The following is a 22,030-nucleotide window of genomic DNA, read 5'->3' as shown; positions in this document are numbered from 1 at the left end:
AGGAGAGTTCGTAAGAATCAATCCCAGCTCAACGCCCCGCCAGTCTGATACTCAATCACGCGTGTCTCGAAGAAGTTCTTTTCTTTCTTCAAGTCCATGATTTCGCTCATCCACGGGAAGGGGTTAGTAGTACCTGGGTACTCTTCCTTCAGGCCGATTTGGGTCAGGCGGCGGTTGGCGATGAACTTCAGGTAGTCTTCCATCATGGCCGCGTTCATGCCCAGTACGCCGCGGGGCATGGTGTCGCGCGCGTATTCGATTTCGAGCTGAGTGCCCTGAAGAATCATCTGGGTGGCTTCGTCCTTCATCTGGGCATCCCACAGGTGCGGGTTCTCGATCTTGATCTGGTTGATCATGTCGATGCCAAAGTTCAGGTGCATAGACTCATCACGCAGGATGTACTGGAACTGCTCGGCAGTACCGGTCATCTTGTTGCGGCGGCCCATGGAAAGGATCTGGGTGAAACCGCAGTAGAAGAAGATACCTTCCAGTACGCAGTAGTACGCGATCAGGTTTTTCAAGAACTGGCGATCCGTCTCGGGTGTGCCGGTCTTGAATTCCGGGTCAGAGATGGAGCGGGTGTACTTGAGACCCCAGGACGCTTTCTTCGCGACTGACGGAATCTCGTGGTACATATTGAAGATTTCACCTTCGTCCATGCCCAGCGATTCGATGCAGTACTGGTACGCATGGGTGTGGATCGCTTCTTCAAATGCCTGGCGCAGGATGTACTGGCGGCACTCGGGGTTGGTGATCAGGCGGTACACGGCCAGCACCAGGTTGTTGGCAACCAGGGAGTCGGCAGTGGAGAAGAAGCCCAGGTTACGCTTTACGATACGGCGTTCGTCCTCGGAGAGACCGTCAGCGCTCTTCCACAGGGCGATGTCCCCAGTCATGTTGACTTCCTGCGGCATCCAGTGGTTGGCGCAGCCGTCCAGGTACTTCTGCCAAGCCCAGTCGTACTTGAAGGGTACGAGCTGGTTCAAATCGGCGCGGGCATTGATCATTTGCTTGTCGCCTACCTGTACACGGGCAGCGGAGCCTTCCAGATCATCCAGGCCTTCTTGAATGTCGAGATCGTTCAGTGCGGCCTTGGCGCGGGCTACGGCGTCAGAGTCGGCGGCATCTACGGCGCGTGCTTCGTTGGCAGCAGCACCGCCTACGCTATCCAGTTTTTCCAGCGGCATGTCGCCGTCCTGCTGTGCAGTGGCAGGGGTGGCGGTTGCTTCTTCGTCTTTGTCGAATTCGTCCCAGCTCAGCATGGTGTGTTCTCCTGCTTGAGGACCGGCACTCGGCCAGTCGGTAAAATCTAGATGTCTTTTAGAGTGCACATGGGGCACGGTGTTTGATCGGACGTCACACGTTTAAGCAGCGGATGACCGCACTATGTGGTTACGCCCCAATCATGCCTGCTCTGCCAAGGTGAGCCCCTGTAATCATGCTCAAGGCAGGGACAGGCCAATCGGTCTCGTGAGGCCGACTTTCAGTACTTGTTGTGTTTGGATTTACGTTCGGGGAGGGTGGTAACCCCCTCCCCGAATCCTCTCCGAAGAGAGGGCTTATGGCTTACTGACAGGCTTCGCAGTCGGGGTCGTCGATGCTGCAGGCCTTGGGCACTGGTGCCGGAGCCGGAGCGGGTGCTGCCTCGGCTTTTTGTGCTGGCGCCGGTGAGGCACTGGCTTGTACGCCGGTGATCGGATCCGCACTAACGGCATTCAGCTTGCCGGTGTTGATGGTGGACTTCTCGGTGCTGGTAGCAGCCAGGGCGCGGAGGTAATAGGTGGTCTTCAGACCACGGAACCACGCCATGCGATAGGTTACGTCCAGCTTCTTGCCCGAGGCGCCAGCGATGTAGAGGTTCAGGGACTGTGCCTGATCGATCCACTTCTGACGGCGGCTCGCTGCTTCCACGATCCAACGGGTTTCGACTTCAAACGCGGTAGCGTACAGATCCTTCAGGTCTTGCGGGATGCGCTCGATCTGCTGGACGGAGCCGTCGTAGTACTTGAGGTCGTTGACCATGACCGGATCCCACAGGCCGCGTGCTTTCAGGTCACGCACCAGGTAGGGGTTGATCACGGTGAACTCGCCCGACAGGTTCGACTTCACATACAGGTTCTGGTAGGTCGGCTCGATGGACTGCGATACGCCGGTAATGTTGGCGATGGTTGCAGTCGGCGCGATGGCCATGATGTTCGAGTTACGAATACCCTTCTTAACGCGCTCGCGAATCGGCGCCCAATCCAGCGTCTCGGACAGGTCGACTTCAATGTACTTGGAGCCACGCTCTTCGATCAGCATCTTTTCAGAGTCGATCGGCAGAATGCCCTTGGACCACAGCGAGCCTTCGAACGTCTCGTAGCTGCCACGCTCGTCGGCCAGGTCACAGGACGCCTGGATCGCAAAGTAGCTGATCGCTTCCATGGACTTGTCGGCGAACTCGACGGCGGCATCTGAACCATAGGCGATGTGCTGGAGGTACAGCGCATCCTGGAAGCCCATGATGCCCATGCCCACCGGACGGTGCTTCAGGTTGGAGTTGCGAGCCTGAGGAACCGAGTAGTAGTTGATGTCGATAACGTTATCGAGCATGCGCACGGCAGTCTTTACGGTACGGCCGATTTTCTCGATGTCCAGCTTGCCTTCGACGATGTGGTTCACCAGGTTGATCGAACCCAGGTTACATACAGCGATCTCGTCCTTGTTGGTGTTCAAGGTGATCTCGGTGCACAGGTTGGAGCTGTGAACCACGCCCACGTGCTGCTGCGGGCTGCGCAGGTTGCATGGGTCCTTGAAGGTCAACCAGGGATGGCCGGTTTCGAACAGCATGGACAACATCTTGCGCCACAGATCCTTGGCCTTGATGGTCTTGTACAGCTTGATCTTGCCGTATTCGATCAGGGCTTCGTAATACTCATAACGCTCTTCGAATGCCTTGCCGTACAGGTCGTGCAGATCCGGTACATCGGAAGGGGAGAACAGAGTCCAGTTGCCGTCATCGAATACACGCTTCATGAACAGGTCCGGAATCCAGTTCGCGGTGTTCATGTCGTGAGTACGGCGGCGGTCGTCACCGGTGTTCTTGCGCAGCTCGAGGAACTCTTCGATATCCAGGTGCCAGGTTTCCAGGTACGCGCAGACGGCGCCCTTGCGTTTGCCACCCTGGTTAACGGCTACGGCGGTGTCGTTCACTACCTTCAGGAACGGAACAACGCCCTGGGACTTGCCGTTGGTGCCCTTGATGTAGGAGCCCAATGCACGTACCGGTGTCCAGTCGTTACCCAGGCCGCCGGCGAACTTGGACAGCATGGCGTTATCGTGGATCGCGCCGTAGATGCCCGACAGATCATCCGGGACGGTAGTCAGGTAGCAGCTGGACAGCTGTGGGCGCAGGGTGCCGGCGTTGAACAGGGTCGGTGTGGACGCCATGTAGTCAAAGCTGGACAGCAGATTGTAAAACTCGATTGCACGCGCTTCCTTGTCAGCTTCCATGTGGGACAAGCCCATGGCGACGCGCATGAAAAACAGCTGCGGCAGCTCGAAGCGGGTACCGTTGCTGTGCAGGAAGTAACGGTCGTACAGCGTCTGCAGGCCGAGGTAGGTGAACTGGCCGTCACGCTCGTGGTTGATTGCCTTGCCCAGCTTTTCCAGGTCGAAGCTTGCCAGTTTCGGATCCAGCAGCTCCAGCTCTACGCCTTTGGCAACGTAGGCGGGCAGGGCTTTGGCGTACAGGTCGGCCATCTCATGGTGAGTGGCGCTTTCTGCAACGCTTAGGAAGGACAGACCTTCAGCACGCAGGCTGTCGAGTAGCAGGCGGGCTGTAACGAAGGAGTAGTTCGGCTCACGCTCAACCAGCGTACGCGCCGTCATGACCAGTGCGGTATTAACGTCTTTTTCGGCTACGCCGTCGTACAGGTTCTTCAGTGTTTCGCGCTGGATCAGCTCGCCGTTGACTTCGGCCAGGCCTTCACATGCTTCGGAGATGATGGTGTTCAGGCGACCCATGTCCAGCGGAAGCAGAGTGCCGTCAGCCTTGGTTACGCGGATGCTTGGATGCGGCTCTGCCACTTCAGCAACGGCGCGCTTGCGCTCCTGGGCACGTGCTTCGCGATAGATTACGTAATCACGAGCCACTTTTTGTTCGCCGGCACGCATCAGAGCCAATTCGACCTGATCCTGAATTTCTTCGATGTGAATCGTACCACCGGAAGGCATGCGACGCTTGAAGGTCGCTGTGACCTGCTCGGTCAGACGCTTTACCGTGTTATGGATACGTGAGGAGGCCGCAGCAGTACCGCCTTCAACGGCCAGGAATGCCTTGGTGATGGCAACGGTGATCTTGTCGTCAGTGTAGGGAACGACTGTGCCGTTACGCTTGATGACACGCAGTTGGCCGGGAGCAGTGGCCTTGACGTCCAGGTTGTTGTCGTCGGCCGGGAAGCCGTCGGTCGTTGCTTTCTCGCGGGACAGATCAGTCTGCATGCGGGTTCGTCTCCTAACGTTATAAGTACGATGGAGCCTCTACGGCTCCTATCTTTAAGCGTTTTGCAAAACGGCGCCGGGTTGGCTTTGCAAAACGCTCACACCAGACACGGCTTATGGCCAGGCCCGTTAATCACTCAAACATGAGCCATAAAGCGTTAAAGGCTCAAAAAACGATTCAATACCAGCCGGCGGCTAACCACATCATGTAGTGGTAGGGGCTGTATGGGCTTCGGGGAGGAATAGCGGGTTGGCTGGTCTCCGAAGCTGCGTCAATCGTCATTGAAAAAGAGCTTCGACCAACCGGAGGCTGAACGCTTGACGGGTTGACAAGTTTTACTTTGTCTAGTGTCCGGTTGCTCGGCGAACCCCAATATATAGGGATGTTCGTTAAAGCGAGGTACAAGATAATGCGCTAGCGGCTGCTTTGCAAGTTGATAAAACGCCACAGCCTGTGGATAAAAAGTGGGTAATTTTGGGATATGTCGACGCAGGTCGCATGGCTTCTGAGGTTCGCCGTCAGTCGCGTTTTCCGCATCTTTTCGTCAGAGCAGGCAAATGAAATTTCGTTCAAACGTTAACACTATATGTAGTGGTGCTTTTATGACTGGATGCGATAGAGATAAGCAAGAGAAGTCAAGTAGAAAAACGCTTCTTTAAGAGCAATAAAATGAGTCCCGCTAAGGGACGGGACGAGTCTTCTGACGAAGGATGTAGATTGTCACGCAGGCCGAGCTGACCACCATGAACACGCGTGCCCAGAAATAGGGTACTAGCCAGCTGGAGATTCCAATGCTGATCCACATGGTGAAAATGGCGTAGATTTTTCCCTTGAGCGGAATCCCTTCACCCTCCAGATAATCCTTGATCCAGGGGCCTAGCCGAGGATGGTTGACCAGCCAGCCATAGAAGCGCTCCGAGCTGCGCATAAAGCAGCCCGCTGCGAGGAGGAGAAAAGGGGTGGTTGGTAAAAGAGGCAGAAAAATGCCAATCACGCCCAAGGCAACACTGACCCAGCCCAGCGTCAGCAGGCTATAACGGACCCAGGGCCGCCGGCTGACGCGTACATCTCGTTCAGGCATTCGATGTTGAGAGCCTCAGTGACGAGGCTTTAGCAACGCTGGCTTTTCTTCAGGGGCATGGCACAGCAGGAACAGCTGCGTCAGGATTTCCGGAATCTGCGAGACCATGTTGTCGACCAGCTCAGGGTCTTCAGCGATATCGCTGAATTCAGCCTGTTCTTCGAAAAGGCCTGAACCAACCATGATGGGCAACAGCAGCTCGCTGACTTCTTCCTCGGCCTGCTCGAACCAGACGGCTTCACGCAGGAAGACGCCTTCCATGAATCCGATACACCAGCCGCGCAGGTCGGAGTCATCTGGATCGTCGCCTAGCTCCAAGTCGCATGGAAGCTCAAGCTCCTCATCGCTGCCCAGTATGCGCAGGATATGCGCCTTGAGCTGGACAAGCGTGGATTCGATTTCTTCGCGCTGTGCATCGCTGGTGTAATGCGGCGGCTCGGCGAAAAGGGCATCGATCCATTCACGCTCGGGTACGTCTTCCGGGCAAATGGCCAGAGCGGTTAGATAACCGTGCGCTGCGATATAGTCGAGCGCTTCCTCATGCAGGTCGTCCGCATCAAGAAACTCACGGAGACGGGACAGTTGTTCAGCGAAGGACATCGGTTACTTACCTCGGAAAACGGGCTGGATATACGATAAAGGCAGTCGCGTTACGATGATGTTCCCGCAAATCGCCTATTGGGTTCCATATTGTTCATAGGCTGAACTCGGGAAAGCCACACGGACGACGTGCATGGTGTCACGTTCTGCAACTGCCTCAACGAAGCCGATTGTAGACGAGCCGGTGCGCCGCGGCAAAAGGCACGTCATTAATCTAGCCAATCTGGCCCTTCTATCAGGGCTTTGTTACAGCCTTGGGCACTGAGTGACGGATAACCGGGCGTTTCTTGTCAGTGCCCGTATAATGCGCGCCATCAAATGGAGGCAGCATGTTCGATCAAGCTTTGCGTATTCTTAAAGACGTCTTTGGTTATGACGCGTTCCGTGGCAATCAGGCCCGGATCATCGAGCGCGTTGCCAACGGCGGAGATGCGCTAGTGCTCATGCCTACAGGTGGCGGCAAATCCCTGTGTTATCAGGTACCCGCCTTGTTGCGTGAGGGGCTGACCGTTGTCGTCTCGCCACTGATCGCCTTGATGGATGATCAGGTTGCGACGCTGGATGAACTAGGCGTGCCGGCGGTCGCGCTCAATTCGACGCTTTCGCCCGAGGCACAGCGCGACATTGCTGCACGGCTTGAGCGCGGCGAGATCAAGCTCTTGTACCTGGCGCCGGAGCGTTTGGTGCAGCCGCGCATGCTGAATTTCCTGCAGCGACTCGGCAACATTGCACTGTTCGCCATCGACGAGGCGCACTGCGTTTCCCAGTGGGGGCACGATTTTAGGCCAGAGTATCTGCAGCTTGGCCAATTGGCAGAGCAGTTTCCCGATGTGCCACGCATTGCCTTGACCGCTACGGCAGACATGCGGACCCGGGATGAAATGATTCAGCGACTGCATCTGCAGAATGCCGAGCAGTTTCTATCCAGTTTTGACCGACCCAACATTTTCTACCGTATTGTTCCCAAGGAGCAGCCTCGCAAGCAGCTGTTATCGTTTCTGACGCAGCATCGGGGTGATGCGGGCATTGTTTACTGCATGTCGCGTAAAAAGGTCGAGGAGGTAGCCGAGTACCTTTCCGCGCAGGGTTTTCCCGCCTTGCCTTACCATGCAGGGCTTTCCAACGAACTGCGTGCGTTTAACCAGAAACGTTTCCTCAACGAGGAAGGGCTCATCATGGTCGCGACTATTGCCTTTGGCATGGGCATCGACAAGCCGAACGTCCGCTTTGTCGCGCACCTGGATCTGCCCAAGAGTCTGGAGGCGTATTACCAGGAGACTGGACGAGCAGGGCGGGATGGTTTGCCCTCTGATGCCTGGATGGCTTATGGATTGCAGGATGTCCTGCTGCTTCGCCAGATGATGCAAAGCTCCGAAGGGGATGAGCGTCATAAGCGCGTAGAGCGCAACAAACTCGAAGCCATGCTGGCATTGTGCGAAGAGACACGCTGCCGCCGGCAGGTACTGCTGGCCTATTTCGATGAAACATTGCCTGAGCCCTGTGGGCATTGTGATAACTGCGTAGACGGTGTCGAAACCTGGGATGCCACCCAGCCGGCTCGGCAGGCATTGTCAGCCATCTATAGAAGCGGTCAGCGGTATGGCGTAGGCCATCTGGTCGATATCCTGCTGGGGCGGGAAAATGACAAGATCAAAAGTCTAGGGCATGAGCGTCTGGCTGTTTTTGGCCTTGGTAAATCGCTGGCTGAAGATGAATGGCGAACCCTCTTTCGTCAGCTGGTAGCACGTGGTTTCGCTGACGTGGATGTAGACGGCTTTGGTGGTCTCCGTCTGACGGAGGCATGCCGTCCGCTTCTGCGTGGGGAAACGACGCTCGAGCTACGCCGTGATCCCAAGCCGCAGCGTACACGCGGTAACAATTCCGGCCCCAGCGCAGCCAGCCAATTGGTACGCTCTGAAGAGCGTCAGCAGTGGGAGGCCCTGCGTACGCTGCGTCGGAAACTGGCAGAAGAGCATGGAGTGCCTCCTTATGTCATTTTCCCTGATGCAACCTTGTTGGAAATGTTGCGGGGGCAGCCACGAACCTTGCACGATATGGGGCGTATCAGTGGCGTAGGTGCGCGTAAGCTTGAACGGTATGGCCAGGCTTTTCTTGATGTGCTGACAGACGCTCCATCAGCACCGGAGCTTGTTGCCGATGTTCGTCATGAGGTCATTACCCTGGTCCGTGCGGGTATGACGCCTCCGCAAATCTCACGGCAGCTTTCCTGCTCTGAGAAAAATGTGTACAGCATTCTGGCGGAGGCTATTGCACGACAGCAGCTTTCACTGGAGCAGGCGCTTGAGCTGCCCGATGATCTTGTAGGCGAAATCCAGGATGCGTTTCTGGAGGAAGAGGGCGACTTGCCTCCAGCAGCAGCGCTGGCGGATCGATTCGCTGACCAAGTGCCTGTCGGCGTTTTGTATTGCATAAGGGCTGCACTGGCTGCAGAGCTTGCAGAGTGAAGAGAGATAAGCTGCCAAATGTACTGATTGCGGGGATAAACTCACTACCAAAACTAGATTGTAGGCTGTTTAATAGCTAAACAATAATAACCGTCAAAACGATAAGGTCATTGGTCCATGCCGCAAAACGATCCCCATCTCTTTGGTCGCCAGCTTTTCCATGTTTCGCGTGCCTGGCGAGCAGAGCTTGATCGCCGTCTGAGCCATTTGGGTTTATCCCAGGCGCGCTGGCAGGTCTTGCTGACCCTTGCACGCATGAAGGATCAGCATCCTACTCAACGAGAGCTGGCCCAAAGTGTCAGTGTAGAGGGGCCAACATTGGCTCGTCTTTTGGACGGACTTGAAGCTCAGAAACTGGTGCGCCGAGTGGCGGTGAGTGAAGATCGTCGAGCCAAGCGCATCATGCTGACAGCTGCCGCTGGCCCGCTTATTGAAAAGATCCAAGCCATTGCGGATGAGCTGCGTGAAGAGTTGCTGGCGGGTATTGATGACTCCGCGATTGATATTTGCCAGCAAGTCCATCAGAAAGTACTGGCCAACCTCGAAAAACGAGGCCAGTAATCGGAATCTTCGCGGCTCCGCTGAGGGCCGCGTCGCATCGGTTTGTCCCTCTATACTTTCAGTGCTACTTTTTTTGAATGGCGCTCGCTAGTCGATTTTCTAAATTTTCTACGAGCGCAGCCGTTGCCGTTGTCAGGGCGGTAATTTTTTTATTTGCAGTTAGGGCGCTGAATGGCCACGAAAAACGTTAATCGTTTTCGAACTCTCATAATGGTATCCGGCCTGGTGCTGGGCGTTGGCAGTAACTCTGCCTTTGCGGTCGGGCTGGGCAACATCACGCTTCAGTCTTCCCTCTATCAGCCTCTTAGCGCGCGCATCGAGCTGGTGGATGTCGGTGAGCTTGAGGCCGGCGATTTTCACATCGGCCTTGCGTCTAATGACGAGTTTGCGCGTTCTGGCCTCGATCGTACTCAGTTCATGAGCGACATGCACTTCACGCCAGTGATTGAGTCGGGCAGCAGGAGTTATATTCGCGTCACATCGACCCGCCCGGTTAACGAGCCGTACCTGAGTTTTCTGGTTGGTCTTGAGCTGCCCGGCGGGCGTCAGTTGCGTGAGTTCACTGTGCTGATAGATCCGCCCGGCTATCAGGTGCCTGCAAGCCCTGCGGTGAGCCGGAGCAACAGCTATGCACAGGTAGAGGTATCACGTCCTGCTGCACCCCGTGCTTCGCGGCCGTCTACGCCTCCTGCGCCTACACCGAGACCAGGCCTTCAGGCAGGTGCTGCTACCTACACGACACGCGCAAACGATACGCTCTGGCAGATTGCACAGAAGCTGGTTCGCCAGGCGGGTAAAGGTTCTGTTCAGCAAATGATGGGGGACTTGTATTCGCTGAATACCGATGCATTTGCCGCGGGCGACATGCACCGGCTCAGGGTAGGGCAAACGTTACGTCTTCCTGCCGACTTTTCTACTCCTGTAGCAGGGACTGAAACAAACGGCGCATCGATTGCTGCTCCGGCGCAAAATCCTCCTCGTGAACAGTCCTTACCGTCAGAGTCGCCCACGAACACTGCCCCGGTACAAGCTGGAGTGGAGCAGACAGTACCTACGGCGGTTGCTCAGCAGGATCAGCTTCTGCTTCGTATGGCTCAGCTGCAAACTCAATTGGAGCAACTCCAGGCTCGTCTGGATGAAACCGTAAGGGATAAGGATAACCAGATCGCAGCGTTGCAGCAGGAGGTTGCTCAGCTGCGTACCTCTGAAAAAACAAGCGATATACCCTCGCCAGCGGATCCGTCTTTGGCGCCGCCCCCGTCAACTCTTTCCGACAGTGATATAGAGGTAGCCCGGGCGCCGTCTGAAGATCCTTCACAGGCACCCACCATTGCTCCGTCTGCTCCAACTACGCTGCCTGAACAGAGCGCTTCGCAGACCCTAAGCCCTCTTGTCGCACCGTCACCGGTGCAAGTCGACGCAGAGCAGGAAAAAGACTGGTCATCCTATTATTTATGGCTGGTTCCTGTAGCCGCCTTGCTGGCAGCGGCCGTCATTGCGTTACGTCGTCGACGTACACGGGAGGAATCGACAGTTGCTGTAGTGACTGGTGTACCTGAAGGGGACGAGCCCGATCATGACGGTCATGCTCTTGTGCCGCTTGTCGAGCCAGCGGTTATAGCTAGCCATGTGGAATCGCATGATGCTGAGCCTCAGATACCTGTTTCACCCCAGCATGCCACGCCCAAGGCTGACGATGAATTTCTGGGACGTGCCGAAATTTACCTGGCTTATGGACGTTATAACCAGGCTCGTGAGGTGCTTGAGGAAGGCATCGCCGAGCAGCCTGGCCGCCTGGATCTGCGCATGATGTTGCTCCAGGTGCTGGCTGCTTTAGGTGAGAGAAAGCTGTTCGCCGTTCAAGAGGCTGCCGTTCGTGAATTGGGTGGCGATACGCAGGCAATCGATCAGCTAAAGGCACTCCTTCCAGGCATGATCGAGGAATCGGCTGAGGAGCAGAGCGTCAAAGCTGAGGAGGAGCCTCTGGAGGTTTCTCTTGATCTGCCCGACGATCTGGAAGAGGAGTGGAAACCTCAGCTTGACTTGAAAGCTGACGAAATGAAGCCCACTCAAGCCGATATCGAAAATTTCGATCTGGATTTACAGGACCTCAGTTTTGATGACGCTATTGCCCTTACAGAGCTGCTAGACGCTGAGCAAGGACATGAAAAAGCCAAGCCTGCTGAGGCGCTGGACGATGATTTTCCTTATACGTTAGGAGAGTTGCCATCAGTGGATGAGCTGGACATGACGCTGGACGAGCATTTCGCCAGCCATGTGCCGAGCGCCTCGGTGGCAGACAATGAGCTGAGCGATTATCCAGCCAGCCCTCTGTTGCAACAGGCGAAATCCTGCATGGCCCAAGGCGATATGCGGGCAGCCAGCGCTATTCTTCAGCGGATCCTCAATGAAGGAAACGATGCACAGCGCCATGAGGCAGAGGTACTACTGGCGCGCATTGCTTGATGCGCGCTGTAAACGTCTAATTTGAGCCTTAGAAGTTATTTCCGAGATTCAGGTAAACCGCTCGTTGGCCGTCATCATTTAATCCATAGCTAAAGTTAAGCGGCCCCAGTGGAGTATCGAATCCCAAGAAAATACTACCTGCGGTGATTGAGCCGCTGTCATAGTTATTTCCATTGTTCCAGATACGCCCTTGCTCAAGACTTCCTCCGAGATAAACAGGGAAGTCGAGCGGTAGGAGTGAGCGCTCTGTCATCCGACGATAATAGATCAGCCGCCCCAACGTGTAATTCTGGCCAGACAGGGCATCCTGTCGATAACCGGAAAGTTGCCTTGCGCCGCCCAAGAGATAGCTGCTGGTTACCGTGTCAATATCGTTGAACGTTCGGCCGTAATAACCACCTAGAACTACAGTGTCCTGGCCAAACGTCAACGCCTTGTCTAATTTGAACTCCATCTGCTGGTAACGCTCATCCGAGCCAAGGCTGGTATCAAATTGGCGAAGGGTTACAGAAATATCTTCTCCCTCATTGGGAAAGTCCACATTATCCATGGTATCGAATGAGTATTTCAGCTCATAGAAGCCTTCGCTAAAGGTATCGGTCGGGAGATTCGAATTGCCGATATGGACCTTCGTTTTACCCCAGCGCTGACCAATGCCAAAGCGGATCTCGCCATTGTTGTTGATCTGTCTCCCCACATTAAATCCATACCCATACCGCTCACGACGATATTCAGCTATAGGATCATTATCCTGGACGGCTTCGATGTTTTGTGCGTCCGCACTCAGATAGGGCGCAAAGAAATATCGTGAGCCTACATCCAGCGGCTGATAGAACTCTGTGTAAAGTTCTTGTTTGTCGCCAACCTGAAGGCGGGTCAGCCATTCGGCGCCTAATTTATTGATGCCGTTTATCCGATAGCTGGCGCCTATATTGAAAGCGCTGTCGCCCTCCATGTCGTCTGAAAGACTCAAGCCTAGCCGCAGAAAATCAGTGCCGCTGCGTTTTCCGAGTGCATGAATTACAAGGGCATTATCGTCTTCGCCTTTTTTCTTTTGTCGGACGATGCGGTATTCCACCTGATCAAAGTAGTCGAGCCCATAAATGGTGCCCATATCGTCTTTTAGCTTTTCTAGATCAAGCGGTTCGCCTAATGATTGACGTATGTAATGCCGGATAACACTGTCGCTTACCTTGGAGTCGTTTTCGATCCGTACCTCTGTAATGATCGGGTTTCGCTGCCCCGGCTGGCGTGCAATGGACAATGCAATGTCCGTATCGTCCACCGGCGGGCGCCTTAGACTGGCCAGGCGAGAAGACAATGCCTGAGTGGCGCGATAGCCAGCGTCAATTAATTCATTGACGCTACCAAAGTCAGCGCTGGTGTACGCAGCCAGCGGTGGTTCAACCAAAATATCTTTGGATGTGAGTGTTGCCAGCTGAGCTTCGGAGTTGTTGCGTGTCATCAGGGTAGTGGACTGGTTGAGCACGTCTACAACGGTAGTGAGCTCCTTGCGTTTCAGCAGTGGAGTGCCGATATCAACAGCAATAACCCTATCAACGCCCATGCTGCGAGCGACATCGATAGGGATGTTATCAACCATGCCACCATCGACTAGCAAGCGTCCGTCTACATCAACCGGTGCAAATACGGCTGGAATTGACATGCTGGCTCGAATAGCCCGGGGCAAATGTCCCTTGCTGAACACAACTTTTTCGCCTGTCACGATATCAGTGGCAACGGCACGAAAGGGAATAGCCAATTTATCGAAGTTTCGCGTTTCGCTCGTGTGGACCAGCAGGCTTTCCAGTAGCATGGAAAGGTTCTGGCCTTGAATGACACCAATCGGAAGGCCAAGCGTTCCATCGTCTCGAAAGCTGAGTTGCTGTTTGATGAGAAAGTCTCTGTCGTCCTGCTTTCGTCGGAAAGGAACGTCTTTTCGGGGTGGTTGATCCGAAAGTACCTGCTGCCAGTCCATTTCTTTGGCAATGCGCTCAATTTCGTCAACTTTGTAGCCAGCTGCATACAAACCGCCAATGACTGCACCCATGCTGGTTCCAGCGATGGCATCGACATGAATGCCTTGTTCTTCCAGTGCTTTCAATACGCCGATATGAGCGAGTCCACGCGCTGCGCCTCCAGACAATACCAGCCCTGTTTTAGGGCGAACTTGATCACTCCATGAAAGGCTTGGCAGTAACAGTAGTAAGCAAAGAAATAAATAGCGCATGAGCAAGCCACAGGCAGGCGAGGGACGAGAGGCTTATTATAAGCAGCTCAAAAGAGGAGAATGGGATGACTGAGCAAAAGCCAGAGGTGGTTATTACCTATTGCACACAATGCCAGTGGCTACTGCGGGCGGCCTGGATGGCGCAGGAGTTGTTGAGTACCTTTGCTACTGAGCTAGGTCGGGTCAGCCTTGAGCCATCGACAGGTGGTACTTTTCAGATTACTTGCGATGGGGCTCTCATATGGGAAAGAAAACGGGATGGAGGTTTTCCTGAGGCCAAGGTCTTGAAACAACGTATTCGCGACCTTATTAATCCGGATAGGGATTTAGGTCATAGTGATCGGCAAGGTAAGCAAGATTCTATGCCTGAGCGATAAAGCCGCTCAGGCATAACTGCGAATCCTGGCGTCACACCTCGGAGGTCATCCTTGCATTGGTAGGCTCGCTGATTCGTTCAGTTCTTGCTGGTGCAGCTACTTCCGCAGCGCGGATGTTAACGGCATGCAAGCCCTTGGGGCCTTGAATGATTTCAAAATTCACGGCCTGGCCAGCTTTCAGTGTTCGATAGCCGTCCATCTGGATTGCTGAATAATGAGCGAATAGGTCTTCGTCGCTTCCTTCCGCTACTATGAAGCCGTATCCCTTGGCATTGTTGAACCACTTGACTTTGCCGCTGAGCATGCTGGCATCCCTCTGCAAAGGACTCCACAGGTGGAGTATTATCCCACTACAGTCCCGTTCAGATAGTCTTGAACGCACTAAAACACGGAACCCCTGGTACCCTTATGGGTATCCAAAGGTTTTAACACCCTTTTAGGGTTAGTCAAGGCGATGCGATATTCGCCTGAGAAGTAGATCAAGGTCTTTGCGGACCTTCTAATCCATTCACTAGAAAAAATTTCTTGAGCATGCATCCAATCAGCCATATTCGACTAACATCAGAACAAGGCCCTTCACATCACGAGGATGACGGTGCAGGCCTGGCTGTCCAGGAAGCAAAACCTGCATTGAAGGCTCCGTCGTTGTATAAGGTACTTATGTTCAACGACGACTACACCCCGATGGAGTTTGTTGTTGAGGTGCTTGAGAAGTTCTTTAGCATGAATCGTGAAAAGGCCACACAGATAATGTTGGTCGTTCACACCCAAGGTAAGGCCGTGTGTGGAGTCTTTACTCGCGACATTGCTGAAACCAAGGCCATGCAAGTGAATCAATATGCTAGGGAGAGCCAGCATCCGCTCCTTTGTGAGATTGAAATAGAAAGTTGATCTGTGCCTGGCTATGAGGTGAAGCTATGTTGAATCGTGAGCTCGAAGTCACCCTCAATCTTGCCTTCAAGGAGGCAAGAACGAAGCGTCATGAATTCATGACTGTCGAACACCTCCTCCTCGCGTTGCTGGATAACGAAGCGGCTGCAACAGTGCTTCGTGCATGTGGTGCGAACATGGATAAGTTGCGGCGGGATCTGCACGAGTTTATCGACTCGACGACTCCGCTCATCCCGCAGCAAGATGAAGAGCGTGAAACCCAGCCTACGCTTGGTTTCCAGCGTGTCCTGCAGCGTGCTGTTTTCCATGTGCAAAGTTCCGGCAAGCGAGAGGTAACCGGAGCGAACGTCCTTGTTGCAATTTTTTCAGAGCAGGAAAGCCAGGCGGTCTTTTTGCTCAAGCAACAGAGCGTAGCGCGTATTGATGTTGTCAATTTTATCGCTCATGGGATCTCCAAGGTGCCTGGCACCAATGAGAGAGACCAAGAGCAGGATCAGCCTGACGAGGAGGGCGGAGAAACAACCGCCAGCAACCATCCTCTGGAGGCTTATGCAAGTAATCTGAACGAGTTGGCTCGTCAGGGTCGTATCGATCCTCTTGTTGGTCGTGAGAACGAAGTAGAGCGTGTCGCCCAGATTCTGGCTCGCCGCCGCAAGAACAATCCTTTGCTGGTGGGTGAGGCCGGGGTAGGCAAAACGGCGATTGCTGAAGGTTTGGCTAAGCGCATCGTTGATGGGCAGGTGCCGGATCTGCTGGCTGATAGTGTCGTTTATTCTCTTGACTTGGGTGCGCTGCTGGCTGGTACCAAGTACCGCGGCGATTTTGAGAAGCGCTTCAAGGGGTTGCTACACGAGTTGCGTAAGCGTCCCCATGCTGTGTTGTTTATTGACGAGATCCACACAATCATCGGTGCGGGTGCCGCATCTGGTGGTGTAATGGATGCTTCCAACCTGCTCAAGCCATTGTTGTCATCGGGTGAAATCCGCTGCATCGGCTCAACAACCTTCCAGGAATTCCGCGGTATTTTCGAGAAAGATCGTGCCTTGGCGCGCCGTTTCCAGAAGGTTGATGTGGTTGAGCCTTCCGTTGAAGATACCTTTGGTATCTTGCGAGGCCTGAAAGCTCGCTTTGAGCAACATCATGGTATTGAGTACAGTGATGAGGCACTGCGTGCCGCCGCCGATTTGGCTGCGCGTTATATTAATGATCGACATATGCCGGACAAGGCTATCGACGTCATTGATGAGGCGGGTGCTTTCCAGCGATTACAGCCTGAATCGAAGCGTGTGCAGCGTATCGAAGTCGCACAGGTTGAGGACATCGTTGCCAAGATTGCTCGAATTCCTCCAAAGACGGTCAATACGTCGGACAAGGAGCTTCTGCGTAATCTGGAGCGCGATCTGAAATTGACGGTATTTGGTCAGGACATGGCAATCGACTCGCTGTCGACTGCTATCAAGCTCTCGCGAGCTGGTCTTAAATCGCCCGACAAGCCGGTCGGCTCCTTCCTGTTTGCCGGTCCTACCGGTGTTGGTAAGACAGAGGTGGCAAGACAGCTAGCTAAAGCGTTAGGGATCGAATTGATCCGCTTCGATATGTCGGAGTATATGGAGCGTCATACCGTTTCGCGTTTGATCGGTGCGCCTCCTGGCTACGTTGGCTTTGACCAAGGTGGTCTGCTGACTGAAGCTATTACCAAGACGCCGCATTGTGTACTTCTGCTTGATGAGATCGAAAAGGCGCATCCTGAGGTCTTTAACCTGCTTCTGCAGGTCATGGATCATGGTACGTTGACGGATAACAACGGCCGTAAGGCTGATTTCCGTAACGTTATTGTGATTCTCACGACCAACGCAGGTGCTGAAACCGCTTCTCGTGCCTCGATCGGCTTCACGTTGCAGGATCACTCAACCGACGCAATGGAAGTTATCAAGAAGAGCTTTACACCTGAGTTCCGTAACCGCCTGGATACCATTATCCAGTTTGGTCGCCTTAGCCACGAAACCATCAAGAGCATCGTGGATAAATTCCTCACTGAGTTGCAAGCTCAGCTGGAAGATAAACGCGTTCAGCTTGAGGTCTCGGATGCTGCCCGCGGCTGGCTGGCTACCAATGGTTATGATCCTCAGATGGGAGCTCGGCCCATGGGGCGTCTCATTCAGGATAAGATCAAGCGGCCGCTGGCTGAAGAGATCTTGTTTGGTGAGTTGGCTGAACATGGGGGGGTGGTTCACATCGATCTCAAGGGTGATGAGTTAGCCTTTGAGTACGAAACTACGGCGGAGCCTGCATAAAGAGGTTACGCCCACAAAAAAGCCCGGCATATGCCGGGCTTTTTTGTGGAGGTATCAACGAGCGCGATACGTGATTCGACCTTTACTCAGATCGTAGGGCGTCAGTTCCACGCGCACCTTGTCTCCGGTTAGGATACGAATGTAGTTCTTGCGCATCTTTCCAGAAATATGCGCCGTAACGACGTGCCCATTTTCCAACTCCACGCGGAACATGGTGTTAGGCAGGGTGTCGACGACAGTACCTTCCATTTCGAAGCTGTCTTCTTTCGACATAGGTTATGAAGCCCCTCGGTAACATAAAAATGCCTGGACCATCCAGGCGGAAAATCGGCATGCATTGTGCCCGAAAAACTCAATCGATGCCATGTCTGATGTCAGGACACTCGAACCCAGCGTTGATTGACAAAGAGTTCGATTGGCCGATATTGAGTCTTATAGGACATCTTTCGACAGCCTTTGATCCAATAACCGAGATAAACCGCTTCAAGATTCAGGCGTGCCGTTTCCGCGATCTGCCAGAGAATGCCAAACGTACCAAGACTTCTACGTTCCTCGTCTGGATCATAGAAGGTATACACGGCAGACAGGCCGTTGGGTAACACATCGGTTACTGCAACACCAACCAAGCGTTCGCCCAAGCGCATTTCGTAAAAAAAGGCGTAAGGCAGCTCCCGGATAAGAAAGGTCGTAAACTGTTCTCGGCTTGGAGGGTACATGTCTCCGTCTGCATGCCGTTCCGTAATGTAGCGTGCATACAGTCGATAATGCTCTTCTGTAAAGCGAGGCCTACGCTTTTCAATGGTGATATCTGCATTTCGCTTGAGAATACGCTTCTGACGTCTATCGGGAACAAAATCGGCAGCGCGAATACGTGCCGGAACGCACGCCTTGCATTGCTGGCAGTGAGGTCGATATAGATGATCTCCGCTGCGCCTGAAACCTAATTCAGAGAGTTCGGCATACAGCTGGCCGCTCATGGGTTGGGCGGGGTCGAGAAAGAGCGTGGTTGCCTGCTGGTCAGGCAGGTAACTGCATGTGTGCGGCTGAGTGGCGTAAAACTTCAATCGGGCCAGCTCGCTCATAATCTACCTCTAGGAAAACATGAGGAAGGTAATCAATCCTGTCATGCCGGTTGCGAAGACCAGTCTGCTTTAGATGTTTCGTCCAGGTATCGTGCCAAATAGTTCGAAAATTGCGTACGAGAAATGCTCGTCGCGCCAAAGCTTTCAAGATGTCGCGTGGGCATTTGGCAATCAATCAGCGCGAAGTCCCATTCTGCCAGTTGTTGAGCCAATGTAGCGAAACCAACCTTGGACGCGTTGGCGGTGCGGCTAAACATGGACTCTCCAAAGAATAGTTTACCGATTGCCAAGCCATACAGGCCGCCGACGAGCGAGTCTTCTTCCCAAACTTCGACTGAATGAGCAATGCCTCGTTTGTAAAGCTCTACATACGCCTGCTGCATTTCCGAGGTGATCCATGTTTCGTGGGTATAATCTCGTGGTTCAGAGCACCCCTTGATGACCTGAGCAAAATCTTTGTCAAAGGTCACCGTAAAGCGTTGCTGACGAATCAGCTTTGCAAGGCTGCGAGAGATATGGATCTCTTCAGGTATCAATACCGTTCTGGGGTCGGGTGACCACCAAAGAATGGGTTGGTCAGCCTGGAACCATGGAAAGCAACCGTGACGATAGGCGGCAATCAAGCGTTCGGGTGAAAGGTCACCGCCTATCGCAAGCAGCCCATTAGGTTCGCTCAGCGCACTACTGAGCGGCGGAAATTGTATAAAGTCGCGTTTCAACCAAGTCAGCATGGAAGGGGAGGGGGTTAACAAAGTAGTCTTCAGGCTAACTCCGATTACTGGCAAGCGCCAGTTTTCCCTTTTGATTTAAACTTTGTTGAGGAATGCTGCATAACTCTTTGTCACAACAGCAAAAGAATGTTCCAATGCATGGTTCACGGCTAAAGTCGTGGTAAAAATAGGTCATTGTTGTTGCGACTCGGTTTTTCGTATGGAACGAGCTGCGTAGGGTCGTAGAATGCTGCCTTGTTTCTTTTCATCTTCACGTTGTCGGTGCAGGAAAAGTCGCGTTTGAAACAATCTACTTCTGCCAGCCATGTGACACAGTGGCGCGAACACCTTCATTATCGTTTGAAGGAGGTGTTGCTTATCGCATTAGCCGCCTTGTGTCTGTATACACTGATGGCTTTATTGACCTATGACCCCTCTGATCCAGGCTGGACGCACACCAGTCGTATAGATCAGATCCACAACGCTGCAGGGCGTGCTGGCGCATGGCTGGCTGATGTCCTCTTTATGGCGTTGGGATACTTCGCTTTCATTTTTCCGTTGCTGTTAGGCATCAAGACCTGGCAGGTGTTCAGGCATCGCTATATGCCATGGGAATGGAGCGGGTGGCTGTTTTCATGGCGTCTGACCGGACTGGTTTTCCTTATTCTGGCAGGCTCTGCACTGGCTTACATTCACTTTCACGCTGACGCCCATTTGCCGGCTTCGGCAGGCGGTGCGCTTGGAGAAAGCCTGGGGCAACTTGCCCTTAATGCTCTAAATGTGCAGGGCAGTACATTGCTATTTTTAGCAGTATTCCTGTTGGGCCTGACCGTTTTTACCGATCTCTCCTGGTTTAAGGTCATGGACCTGACAGGAAAGATTACGCTTGATTTATTCGAGCTTGTTCAGGGAGGCGCCAGCCGCTGGATGGGTAGCCGCAGTGAGCGGAAGCGTCTTGCTTCACAACTGCAGGATGAAGAGTATTACGACGATGAAGAGCTTGAGGTTGAGGAGGAAGAACCTCAGGCGCCTATCAAGCGAGAAGCTAAAAAGACTCGTGAGCGTGTCGTTGAAACCGTTGAGCTTGATGATGAAGCTCTTCTGGTGCCTGAGCGCAAGTCCGTTCCCGCTATGCCAGTTAATGAGCGGCCTGTAGTGGAAAAGCCTCAAGCTGCCAAGCCAGCACCTCAGATTAATATGCCAGCGCCTGCTCCGATCCCTAAGCCGATCGAGGCAAAACGATCCGCTCCGCCTGCCGCGCACGTTGTTGATTCAGCCGTTGAAGGTACGATACCACCGATATCCTTGCTGGATCCGGCAGAGAAAAAACAGCAGAGTTTTTCTCCAGAGTCGCTTGAGACGATGTCACGTCTGCTTGAGATAAAACTCAAGGAGTTTGGTGTCGAGGTCACAGTCGAGTCGGTTCACCCGGGACCAGTCATTACTCGTTTTGAGATACAACCTGCTGCTGGAGTGAAAGTCAGCCGTATTTCTAACTTGGCGAAAGATCTGGCGCGCTCACTGGCTGTTTTCAGTGTTCGGGTTGTTGAGGTCATTCCGGGCAAAACTACTGTTGGTATCGAGATTCCAAATGAAGACCGACAGATGGTGCGTTTTTCTGAAGTATTGGAGTCTCCTGAATATGAGGCCTCCAAGTCGCCCGTGACGCTCGCCCTAGGCCATGACATTGGCGGTAGGCCTGTTATCGCGGATTTGGCCAAAATGCCGCACTTGCTTGTAGCAGGTACCACAGGCTCGGGTAAGTCCGTTGGCGTAAACGCTATGCTTCTATCGATTCTGTTCAAGTCGACGCCCGAAGAGGCGCGGTTGATCATGATCGACCCCAAGATGTTGGAATTGTCTATCTACGAGGGCATTCCACACCTTCTTTGCCCTGTCGTGACGGACATGAAAGAGGCTGCCAATGCGCTGCGCTGGAGCGTAGCCGAAATGGAGCGGCGCTATAAGCTCATGGCTGCTATGGGGGTCAGAAACCTTGCTGGCTTCAACCGCAAGATCAAGGACGCGGAGGAGGCAGGGACACCTCTGACAGATCCTCTTTATCGACGCGAAAGCATGGATGACGAAGCGCCGCTTCTAAAAGCGCTGCCTACGATCGTTGTAGTTGTCGATGAATTCGCCGACATGATGATGATTGTTGGCAAAAAAGTGGAAGAACTGATTGCGCGTATTGCTCAAAAGGCGCGTGCTGCAGGTATTCACCTGATCCTGGCCACGCAGCGCCCTTCGGTAGATGTGATTACCGGCCTGATCAAAGCTAACATCCCGACGCGTATGGCTTTCCAAGTATCGAGCAAGATCGACTCTCGAACCATTCTTGATCAGGGTGGTGCAGAACAGCTGCTGGGGCATGGTGACATGCTCTATCTCCCACCAGGCACGGGTCTTCCTATTCGTGTCCATGGCGCTTTCGTCTCAGATGACGAGGTGCATCGCCTGGTTGAAGCCTGGAAACAACGCGGCGCGCCTGACTACATTGAAGACATCCTTGCGGGAGCAGATGAGGGCGGTGGCTCCTTTGAGGGTGGTAGCGGTGGTGATGGCAGTGAAGGAAATGAAGACGATCCCCTTTACGATGAGGCTGTCCGCTTTGTAACCGAAAGCCGCAGGGCCTCGATTTCTGCGGTTCAGCGCAAGCTCAAGATCGGTTATAACCGTGCTGCGCGAATGATCGAGGCCATGGAGATGGCTGGAGTTGTCACGCCTATGAATACGAACGGTTCAAGAGAGGTGATTGCACCTTCTCCTGTGCGTGATTAACCAATGTTT

At 53.7% G+C, this 22,030-nt stretch carries 16 protein-coding genes; 7 read left to right on the top strand and 9 right to left on the bottom strand.

Annotated features, from left to right (window positions below; genetic code table 11):
• Positions 1-17 precede the first annotated feature (17 nt).
• From GM154_RS18840 to GM154_RS18825, 4 genes are all read right to left on the bottom strand, one after another.
• On the bottom strand, positions 18-1,262 hold the full coding sequence (locus GM154_RS18840) for a ribonucleotide-diphosphate reductase subunit beta (RefSeq protein ID WP_019367027.1): 1,245 nt from the start codon (positions 1,260-1,262) through the stop codon (positions 18-20).
• Between the two features lie 304 nt (positions 1,263-1,566).
• Complete coding sequence (locus GM154_RS18835; protein ID WP_019367028.1) at positions 1,567-4,482, bottom strand: ribonucleoside-diphosphate reductase subunit alpha; 2,916 nt, start codon at positions 4,480-4,482, stop codon at positions 1,567-1,569.
• Between the two features lie 680 nt (positions 4,483-5,162).
• Positions 5,163-5,564 carry a YbaN family protein gene (locus GM154_RS18830; RefSeq protein ID WP_074824317.1) on the bottom strand — a complete coding sequence of 134 codons (402 nt, stop codon included), beginning with the start codon at positions 5,562-5,564 and terminating at the stop codon, positions 5,163-5,165.
• Between the two features lie 15 nt (positions 5,565-5,579).
• A complete protein-coding gene (locus GM154_RS18825; RefSeq protein ID WP_010794668.1) occupies positions 5,580-6,164 on the bottom strand; it encodes a YecA family protein in 585 nt (194 codons plus the stop codon).
• A 329-nt stretch (positions 6,165-6,493) separates the two neighbouring features.
• Between GM154_RS18825 and recQ the strand changes: the two genes are divergently transcribed.
• The 3 genes from recQ (at position 6,494) to GM154_RS18810 (ending at position 11,656) form a co-directional block, all read left to right on the top strand.
• Positions 6,494-8,629, top strand: coding sequence for a DNA helicase RecQ (recQ, locus tag GM154_RS18820; protein WP_074824322.1), 2,136 nt, complete (start codon positions 6,494-6,496; stop codon positions 8,627-8,629).
• Between the two features lie 117 nt (positions 8,630-8,746).
• Positions 8,747-9,190 (top strand): MarR family transcriptional regulator, encoded by a 444-nt coding sequence (locus GM154_RS18815; RefSeq protein ID WP_010794666.1) that lies wholly within the window; start codon positions 8,747-8,749, stop codon positions 9,188-9,190.
• Between the two features lie 171 nt (positions 9,191-9,361).
• Positions 9,362-11,656 (top strand): FimV family protein, encoded by a 2,295-nt coding sequence (locus tag GM154_RS18810; RefSeq protein WP_219653042.1) that lies wholly within the window; start codon positions 9,362-9,364, stop codon positions 11,654-11,656.
• A 28-nt stretch (positions 11,657-11,684) separates the two neighbouring features.
• Here GM154_RS18810 and GM154_RS18805 read toward each other — a convergent pair whose 3' ends face one another.
• Positions 11,685-13,886, bottom strand: coding sequence for a patatin-like phospholipase family protein (locus tag GM154_RS18805; protein ID WP_219653041.1), 2,202 nt, complete (start codon positions 13,884-13,886; stop codon positions 11,685-11,687).
• Between the two features lie 65 nt (positions 13,887-13,951).
• Here GM154_RS18805 and GM154_RS18800 point away from each other — a divergent pair, with 65 nt between their 5' ends.
• Positions 13,952-14,263 carry a SelT/SelW/SelH family protein gene (locus tag GM154_RS18800; protein WP_150347191.1) on the top strand — a complete coding sequence of 104 codons (312 nt, stop codon included), beginning with the start codon at positions 13,952-13,954 and terminating at the stop codon, positions 14,261-14,263.
• 31 nt (positions 14,264-14,294) lie between these two features.
• On the opposite strand, the gene cspD is transcribed toward GM154_RS18800, so the two are convergent.
• Positions 14,295-14,567, bottom strand: a complete 273-nt coding sequence (cspD, locus tag GM154_RS18795; RefSeq protein WP_219653040.1) for a cold shock domain-containing protein CspD — start codon at positions 14,565-14,567, stop codon at positions 14,295-14,297.
• Positions 14,568-14,794: 227 nt separating this feature from the next.
• Here cspD and clpS point away from each other — a divergent pair, with 227 nt between their 5' ends.
• Together clpS and clpA are read left to right on the top strand one after the other, a co-directional pair.
• The gene (gene clpS / locus GM154_RS18790; protein WP_026004116.1) at positions 14,795-15,154 is read left to right on the top strand and encodes an ATP-dependent Clp protease adapter ClpS; all 360 of its coding nucleotides are present in this window, start codon (positions 14,795-14,797) and stop codon (positions 15,152-15,154) included.
• A 26-nt stretch (positions 15,155-15,180) separates the two neighbouring features.
• On the top strand, positions 15,181-17,448 hold the full coding sequence (gene clpA / locus GM154_RS18785; protein WP_074824332.1) for an ATP-dependent Clp protease ATP-binding subunit ClpA: 2,268 nt from the start codon (positions 15,181-15,183) through the stop codon (positions 17,446-17,448).
• A 54-nt stretch (positions 17,449-17,502) separates the two neighbouring features.
• Here clpA and infA read toward each other — a convergent pair whose 3' ends face one another.
• The 3 genes from infA to aat all read right to left on the bottom strand — a co-directional run bounded on the left by infA (position 17,503) and on the right by aat (position 19,261).
• The gene (gene infA / locus GM154_RS18780; RefSeq protein WP_002553999.1) at positions 17,503-17,721 is read right to left on the bottom strand and encodes a translation initiation factor IF-1; all 219 of its coding nucleotides are present in this window, start codon (positions 17,719-17,721) and stop codon (positions 17,503-17,505) included.
• 101 nt (positions 17,722-17,822) lie between these two features.
• Positions 17,823-18,530 carry an arginyltransferase gene (locus GM154_RS18775; protein ID WP_010794658.1) on the bottom strand — a complete coding sequence of 236 codons (708 nt, stop codon included), beginning with the start codon at positions 18,528-18,530 and terminating at the stop codon, positions 17,823-17,825.
• 41 nt (positions 18,531-18,571) lie between these two features.
• Entirely contained in the window at positions 18,572-19,261 is a 690-nt protein-coding gene (gene aat / locus GM154_RS18770; RefSeq protein WP_010794657.1) for a leucyl/phenylalanyl-tRNA--protein transferase, read from the bottom strand.
• A gap of 261 nt (positions 19,262-19,522) precedes the next feature.
• Here aat and GM154_RS18765 point away from each other — a divergent pair, with 261 nt between their 5' ends.
• Entirely contained in the window at positions 19,523-22,021 is a 2,499-nt protein-coding gene (locus GM154_RS18765) for a DNA translocase FtsK (protein ID WP_219653082.1), read from the top strand.
• Positions 22,022-22,030: the final 9 nt, after the last annotated feature.

Origin of the sequence: Pseudomonas sp. MAG002Y, assembly GCF_019400845.1 — a bacterium.
GTDB classification, from domain to species: domain Bacteria; phylum Pseudomonadota; class Gammaproteobacteria; order Pseudomonadales; family Pseudomonadaceae; genus Chryseomonas; species Chryseomonas luteola.
The sequence above is the reverse complement of the archived record's forward strand: the minus strand, read 5'-3'. Positions and strand labels throughout refer to the sequence as shown.